Genomic DNA, 536 nt, shown 5'->3' with positions numbered 1-536 from the left:
ACGACAGGCCGGTCGACGTCGAGGTCGACAGCGAAGACACCGTGCTGTCGGTCGAGCTCAAGCCGGTCGACAGCGAGCTGATGCCCGTCGAGGTCGACGTGGACAGCGAAGAAATCGAGCTATTGGCCGACGAGAGGCCCGTCGACGTCGAGGTCGACAACGACGTGATCGAGCTGTTCGCGGACGACAAGCCCGTCGAAGTCGACGTGGACAACGAAGAAATCGAGCTGTTAGCCGACGACAAACCGGTCGACGTCGAGGTCGACAGCGACGTGATCGAGCTATTCGCCGACGACAGGCCCGTCGATGTCGAAGTCGACAGCGACGACACAGTGCTATCGGTCGAGCTCAAGCCAGTCGACAGCGAACTGATGCCCGTCGAGGTCGACGTGGACAACGAAGAAATTGAGCTATTGGCCGACGACAAGCCGGTCGACGTCGAAGTCGACAGCGATGACACCGTGCTGTCCGTCGAACTGAGGCCGGTGGACAGCGAGGATATCGAGCTATTGGTCGACGACAGGCCGGTCGACGTC

1 protein-coding gene is annotated in these 536 nt (G+C 61.0%); it reads left to right on the top strand.

All coding sequences use genetic code 11. The annotated features are described in order from the left end of the window. On the top strand, positions 1–536 hold a 536-nt coding region (locus VL15_RS42820; protein WP_048250067.1), incomplete at both ends, for a hypothetical protein.

Source organism: Burkholderia cepacia (assembly GCF_001039005.1).
GTDB classification, from domain to species: domain Bacteria; phylum Pseudomonadota; class Gammaproteobacteria; order Burkholderiales; family Burkholderiaceae; genus Burkholderia; species Burkholderia theae.
This window is presented reverse-complemented; position numbering and strand designations above follow the sequence as displayed.